Here is a 6423-nt window from a genome sequence, read left to right on the forward strand (position 1 = left end):
GGTGCGGGCGATGACCACCGACGGGGTGCCGGCGACGTCGGCGGCCAGGCGGGCCGCGTTCAGGGTGCGGACGTGCTGCTGGGTGGGGATCAGCACCTTGCCGCCGAGGTGGCCGCACTTCTTCTCTGAAGCGAGCTGGTCCTCCCAGTGAACGCCCGCGGCGCCGGCCTGGATCATGGATTTCATGAGCTCGTAGGCGTTCAGCGGTCCGCCGAAGCCTGCCTCGGCGTCGGCAATAATCGGCACCATCCAGTCCTCAACGGTCTGGATGCCCTCGGAGAATTCGATCTGGTCGGCGCGGAGCAGGGCGTTGTTGATGCGGCGGACCACGGTGGGAACCGAGTTGGCCGGGTACAGCGACTGGTCCGGGTAGGTGTGGCCCGAGTTGTTGGCGTCGGCCGCAACCTGCCAGCCGGACAGGTAGATGGCGCGGAGGCCGGCCTTGACCTGCTGCACGGCCTGGTTGCCGGTGAGGGCGCCGAGTGCGTTGGTGTAGCCGCCGGTCTTGTGCTCTTCGGTCAGCTGCTTCCACAGCTTCTCGGAGCCGCGGCGGGCGAGGGTGTGTTCTTCGGAGACTCGGCCGCGGAGCCGGACGACGTCCGTTGCCTTGTAGTCACGGGTCACACCTTCCCAGCGGGGGTTGGCGGCCCACTCGAGCTCCAGGGCGGCGGCCTGCTCTTCGGGCGTCTGCGTGGGCTCGAATGCTGCAGTCATCGTTGATCTCCTAGATTGAGCTCCGGTGGTTTACTACCGGCCCGGACGGCATCCTTGCAGCCCCAGCCGGGCACCGCCGGTGCGGTCATTTTTCCAAGAACCGGTGTTCTTTATTTACAACAGGTTTTCCAGACAAAGCTCTGGAAGCAACGCGAGTCCTCATATTCTTCAAATGTCAAATTCAAGCTGGAAGAGCGAGACTTTCCAGCCCTCGTCCTTAATGGCCCGGTCAAAAGGCGAACTGCGAATAGATGGAAACCCTTATTCGCCCAAAACAGCGCGCCAACAACTCCCGGTGGAGGCCTTCCATGAGGGTACGAACAGTCCGTTGGTATCGTGCTATGGACTGGCTCCCCGCGGTTAGGAAATGGTCCGGCGGTGTTTGGGCGGTTGGGGGGACGAGGTAATGAAATGAAAGCTAAGGTACAAAAGCTTGTCATTGTTGCCGTCTCGAGCCCGGGTATGCCATTTCTCGCTTGCCAAAGATAGTTAGGACGAGGGAGGACCGGCGACGCTCCGTGCTATTTCGCATTGAGTGGTCGAGATGTCGTGCGGTCCCCCCGACCCGAATTTTGGGATGAAGATACTGTGAATGCTCACGGCAGACGCAAGTATCAACGCTATTGCCTCATGTTCGTCGCCACCTAGGCACGAAGCCGTGCAACTTGAGGCAGGTAGCACGGTTATCGAAAATCACCGGATGTGTTTCCCTCTCGCGTTCGGCACGCCAAATTGAAGGGATAACAACGAATGTGGCAGAGTGCGAAGGCTCGATCGGCTTGGGTGGGGCCCAAACCGACCGAGTTACGACTCGTCTTCGATTTCCGGCCGACGAACGACGTTGAGGGCAAAGGTTGTGAATGCGTCCTTGATTTCTGAGCGGTTCAAGCGGCCTCCTTCGCGGAACCACCGCGCGGTTGAGAACAGTGCGTCGCAAATGAACTGTTGCGCCATACGAGGGTCGACTTCACCGAATGACCCAGAACTCACACCCCGCTGGATTACCGTTGTCCAACGCCGACGAAACTCGTCTTCTAGCGCTTTCAACCGGTCTGAGCCGCCCGGTGTAAGGCTTGGTCGCTCGTTTTGGAACATGATTGCCGCTGCGGAGAAATCCTGTAAGGAGTCCATCGAAACGGTGATCAACGACCGGAGTTGTTCTTTCGGCGCTCCAGTCTCATCGACTTGCTCACCGAATCGGGCCAGTAGCACCTCGAGGAACCCAATCAGTAGCCGCTCCACCACTTGATCCCGTGATTCAACCCATGCCGTAGATTCAACGCCGTCGAGACCAAGCAGTTGTGCCACCTCTTCGGCCAACTTGGCAGGCACCATATCCGAGTCGTCAGCCATCACTTCAGCTGCTGAAGGAGGTTGCGGAAGGTGGACCTGTCCGTAGCCCCCCCGCAGAAAGGCCATCGGCAACTCGTCCGACTCAACTCGGAGGTCAATTACGCGGCCCACTACGATCTGGTGATCGCCTGAATCGAAAACTTGCTCGATTCGGCAATCCACCCATGCCATCACGCCGCTTAATATGGGGGATCCGGTAGCCGAAGGATTCCAGTCGACGCCCTCGAACTTCTTTCCGTCGCGGGCGGCGAATTGTCGACACAGGTCTCCCTGATTAACGCCGAGGACATTGACGCAGAAGGCACCTGACGACTCGATCTTTGGCCAGCTTGTAGATGTCTTCGCTGGCATGAACGAGACCAAAGGGGGATCGAGGCTGAGCGACGTGAACGTGCCCACTACCATGCCCACCGGCCCGGCGTCAGGCACATCTGCCGTGATGATCGAAACCCCTGTCGGGTAGTGACTGAGTACTTTTCTAAACACGTCGGCAGCAATCACCGGTGCTTCATTCTCCATGACATCCCTTTCGTAGTGATGCGCTTTTTCTTGATGATCCTGAGCCTCATCCGGTCAGTGACCGGTTGGCAAATCTTCTGTTGTCCTGGCGGTCTGTGCGAGCACGAAGGCTCCAATCTCCTCCAGTGCATCCTGGCCTTGCGGTATGAAAGACGAGAACAGGGGCCAGACGTGCACCATGCCGTCGTACTCGCGATACTCTGCGCGCGCCCCTTCCCGCTCGAGCTTTTCGGCCAGATTACGAGAGTCGTCGCGCAGGACCTCCGCGCCTCCCACTAGCAACAGACACCGCGGGAGCCAGCCGAGATCGGACAGCATCGGGAAAGCCGCCGGAGCCTCATCCGGCCCTTGCCCACCGAGGTACAGTGCAGCGTTGTGGCGGATGCCGGCTTGCGAACAGATCGGATCGACATCGGCGAGCTCCTCGTAGCTCCGGTTCGTGCCCGTCAGGTCGACGAGTGCCGACACGAGGACGATGCAAGCAGGGAGAGGCGCCTGCGTGCGACGCAACTCCCATAAGCTGCTGACTACCAGGCCTCCGCCTGCTGAGTCTCCGATGGCGAACACAGACTGCGGCCCGACTTCATTTATTGCTGCAGCTAGGACTCTGCTCGCATCCTCGATGGCGGCCGGGAACTGATGTTCCGGAGCCAGGCGGTACTCCGCAACGAATACTCGGGAATTGGTCGCTCGTGACACCTCTGCGGCAAAGGCTCGGTAGCCCTTGGCCGACCCCATCACGTAGCCGCCTCCATGCAGCATCACGCCTATGCGTTCGTTCGACGCCTCCGCGGCCTGGACCCAGTACCCGCCTACACCTCCATAGGTACCCGGGGTGATCAAAGCCTCATCGGGGATGGGTAGTTGAGCAAGCACAGCCTCGTAACCCTTGCGGACCTCCGCCAACGTGCCTCCACGCTCGGCAGGTATCGCCTCGTTGAACATGCTCACAACTCGGTCAACCAGCATTGAAGGGTCTGCTTCGATCTCGGCCACGGCTACCCGCGCTCCTTCTCGCTAGAACCGCCCGAATACCAGTACACAGGTTCCGCGATCATGACGGGCTTGTCCGCGCTGTCGGTTTCGACTACCACTTTGAGCGTCACCCGTGTGCCCTCACCTTTGATGGTGGCGTCGAGCATCGACGCCTTCAGACGTAGCCGGGAATTAACCGGGATGGGACTCGTGAATCGCACCCGTTCGCTGCCATAGATGAGGCCGAGCGCAACGCCCTCTACGGTGAAGATGCGGTCCATCAAACGTGGAATCATCGACAGCACAAGATCGGCCTGGGCGATCGTCCCGCCGAACTGGCTGTCCTTGGCTCGGACCGGGTCGCTATGGATCCAGTCATCGCTACCGGTGAGCGCACCGAAATCATCGATCATGGCCTGCGTGATCACGGGACCATCGGCGGTTCCAAGGTCAGCGCCGACCTGCGCAACGAACTCATCGATGTTTGAAAATATGCGGGGGCTCATGAATGTTCCTTCGTCGGTGAGTAGATGACATTCCGTGCCCACATCTCGGCGGTTTCCTTTTCGTCGAAACCCAGCTCGTTCAGGAGATCGATCGTGTCTTCTCCAATCCTGGGGGGCCGATAGGACGCGACTCGCTGCCATGTGTTCGAGCGATAGGGCGTCGAGGGCAGCCAGTGGGGTTCCGTCATATCATTCTCGACTCGGACGAAGTCGCCGTAACCGCGAAGCTCTGTGTCACTGATGACCTCGAGGTGCGAGCGTACGGGCGCGGCGATGATGCCCGCCTCACCGAGCAATTCTGCCCATTCAGTTCGACCCTTCTGAGCGAAGAGCGGGGCGAGGAGCTGCTTGAGCTCTTCCTTGTTTGCGATACGGTCCGCATTGGTGGCGAAACGGGGGTCGTCGTGGACCTCTGGAACATTCAGTAGGCTGCACAACTTCTTCCACTGAGCCGGGAAGTAGGCAACGACCATCACGAAGCCGTCGGCGACGCGAAACAGGTCGGTCGGGGCACCCAGAGCGCCCGCGGTGTTACCGGGGCGATCAAGCTCTTGGCCGAAGCGAGAGGCGATGGCGAACGCCGAACTCTGGACGTAGGTCGCCACCTCGAAAAGTGACAGCCGAAGGTGAGCCCCTACTCCGGTGGTCGTGCGTTGGAGCAGTGCCGCGAGGATTGCCTGACCGATGGCGAGCCCAGCCGCTGCGTCTACAACTTGAACACCGACCTTGTAGGGATCACCATCTTCAGGACCCGTGACAGCCATCAAGCCCGACTCCGCCTGCAGCGCCGCGTCGGTGCCAGGCCTGTTGCGGCCCGCTCCATCTGGGTTGTAGGCCGACAGCGACGCGTACACCAACCGTGGGTTCGCCGCGTGCACCGCCTCGTACCCGAATCCGAGTCGATCCATCACTCCAGGCCGGAAGTTCTGTATAAGGACGTCACTGGTCTGGATGAGCCGTGTCACGACTTCGCGGCCCTCAGGTGTGGTGATGTCAACAGCCAAGGCCCGTTTACCGCGGTTGTATGCCGCGAACGTCGCGGGTACACCCACCTCGGGTCCGACGGTCCGTCCCAGTTCACCTGTCGGTCGCTCGACCTTGATCACGTCAGCTCCGAGATCTGCAAGCATCACGCCAGCCGATGGCCCTGCGATCAACTGTGAAAAATCCAGCACACGATGCCCGGATAGCGGCGCAGCTTCAAACATTTCTATAGGCATTTCTTTAAGCATCCTTATCGGCCTTCAAAAGACGGCGTGCCGCTTCGTTGAATGAACGCGTCGCGCGCGATTTCGTGATCGCGAGTCAGCAATGCCTCGCACTGGCTGGTCGCTTCAAGCTGGAGGGCTTCGTGGATGTCTGAGGATGAGTTGCGGTCGAGCAAGCGCTTGGTTAGTCCCAGCGCAACAGTGGGACCGGCAGCAAGTTGAGCCGCGAGCTCCATCGCACGGTCGAGGACGAATTCTGGCGCACACAGCTCGGTCACAAGTCCCCAACGCTCCGCTTCCTCGGCCGACAATCGCCCCTTAATGAAGGCGAGCTCTTTGGCCCGCGCCACACCCACAAGGCGTGGCAGATTATACGACAAGGCGAAGTCGGGCACTAGCCCCATGCGGTTGAACGCAAAGACGAGATCTGCCTTATCGGACATGACGCGGAAATCGCAAGCGAGTGCGATGCCGACGCCAGCGCCTGCTGCCACCCCGTTCACCGCAGCGATCGTCGGCTTGGCAAGCCTCATCAACGGCAGGACAATGGTCTCGTTCAGGCGCCGCATCGCCGCCTCAGATCCTCCCTCTACCTGGGGTTGCTGCATCGCTTTGACGTCACCGCCGGCGCAGAATGCCTTCCCAGTTCCAGTGACAACGACACTACGAACCTCTGGCCTGGCCGCCTGCTCGAGGGCTTCGCTGAGTGCGAATTTCATCTCCGCTGTCATTGCGTTGCGGTTGCTCTCCTGAACCATCTCGATCAGGAGCACTGAGTCGTGCGATGTAAGTCGAATGTGCTGGGTCATGCGTATACCTGCCTTCCGCATTTGCGATCGACCTTCGTCGGCCGATTAGGAATTGCGCTCACGAGTTGCTCCGCCCTCGGACGTATTGGCGCTTAGCTCGTTGTGTAAGTGGTYTATTTGGAGCGGAGGCCGGCTTCGACCATGAGTGGCAGGATGTGGTCTTCCATTTGCTGGAGTCCTTCGTCGTAGTTGACCCAGGAGATCGCGACGCCGTCGAGTCCGGCGTTGGTGAGGTCTAGTAGGGTTGAGACGATTTGTTCGGGGGTGCCGACCAGGGTCATGGCGCCGCGTCCGGCGGCGAGCCGTTCGATCATCTGGCCGTGTTCTTCTGCGTCGACT

General features: G+C 60.2%; 6 protein-coding genes. All 6 read right to left on the bottom strand.

From position 1 onward, the window contains the following. The coding region (gene aceA, locus AC1DRE_RS24985; RefSeq protein ID WP_476987152.1) for an isocitrate lyase at positions 1–714 on the bottom strand (714 nt) is incomplete at its 3' end. 804 nt (positions 715–1518) lie between these two features. Beyond that, positions 1519–2586, bottom strand: a complete 1068-nt coding sequence (locus AC1DRE_RS24990; RefSeq protein ID WP_476987153.1) for a flavin reductase — start codon at positions 2584–2586, stop codon at positions 1519–1521. A gap of 54 nt (positions 2587–2640) precedes the next feature. Beyond that, positions 2641–3582 (bottom strand): alpha/beta hydrolase, encoded by a 942-nt coding sequence (locus AC1DRE_RS24995; RefSeq protein ID WP_476987154.1) that lies wholly within the window; start codon positions 3580–3582, stop codon positions 2641–2643. Positions 3583–3584: 2 nt separating this feature from the next. Further along, entirely contained in the window at positions 3585–4067 is a 483-nt protein-coding gene (locus AC1DRE_RS25000) for a MaoC family dehydratase (RefSeq protein ID WP_476987155.1), read from the bottom strand. Next, positions 4064–5275, bottom strand: a complete 1212-nt coding sequence (locus AC1DRE_RS25005) for a CaiB/BaiF CoA transferase family protein (RefSeq protein WP_476987156.1) — start codon at positions 5273–5275, stop codon at positions 4064–4066. Before AC1DRE_RS25005 ends, AC1DRE_RS25000 begins: the two co-directional genes overlap by 4 nt. A 26-nt stretch (positions 5276–5301) precedes the next feature. After that, entirely contained in the window at positions 5302–6084 is a 783-nt protein-coding gene (locus AC1DRE_RS25010; RefSeq protein ID WP_476987157.1) for an enoyl-CoA hydratase/isomerase family protein, read from the bottom strand. Positions 6085–6423 lie beyond the last annotated feature (339 nt).

This window comes from Arthrobacter sp. P4_H3, from assembly GCF_056400885.1.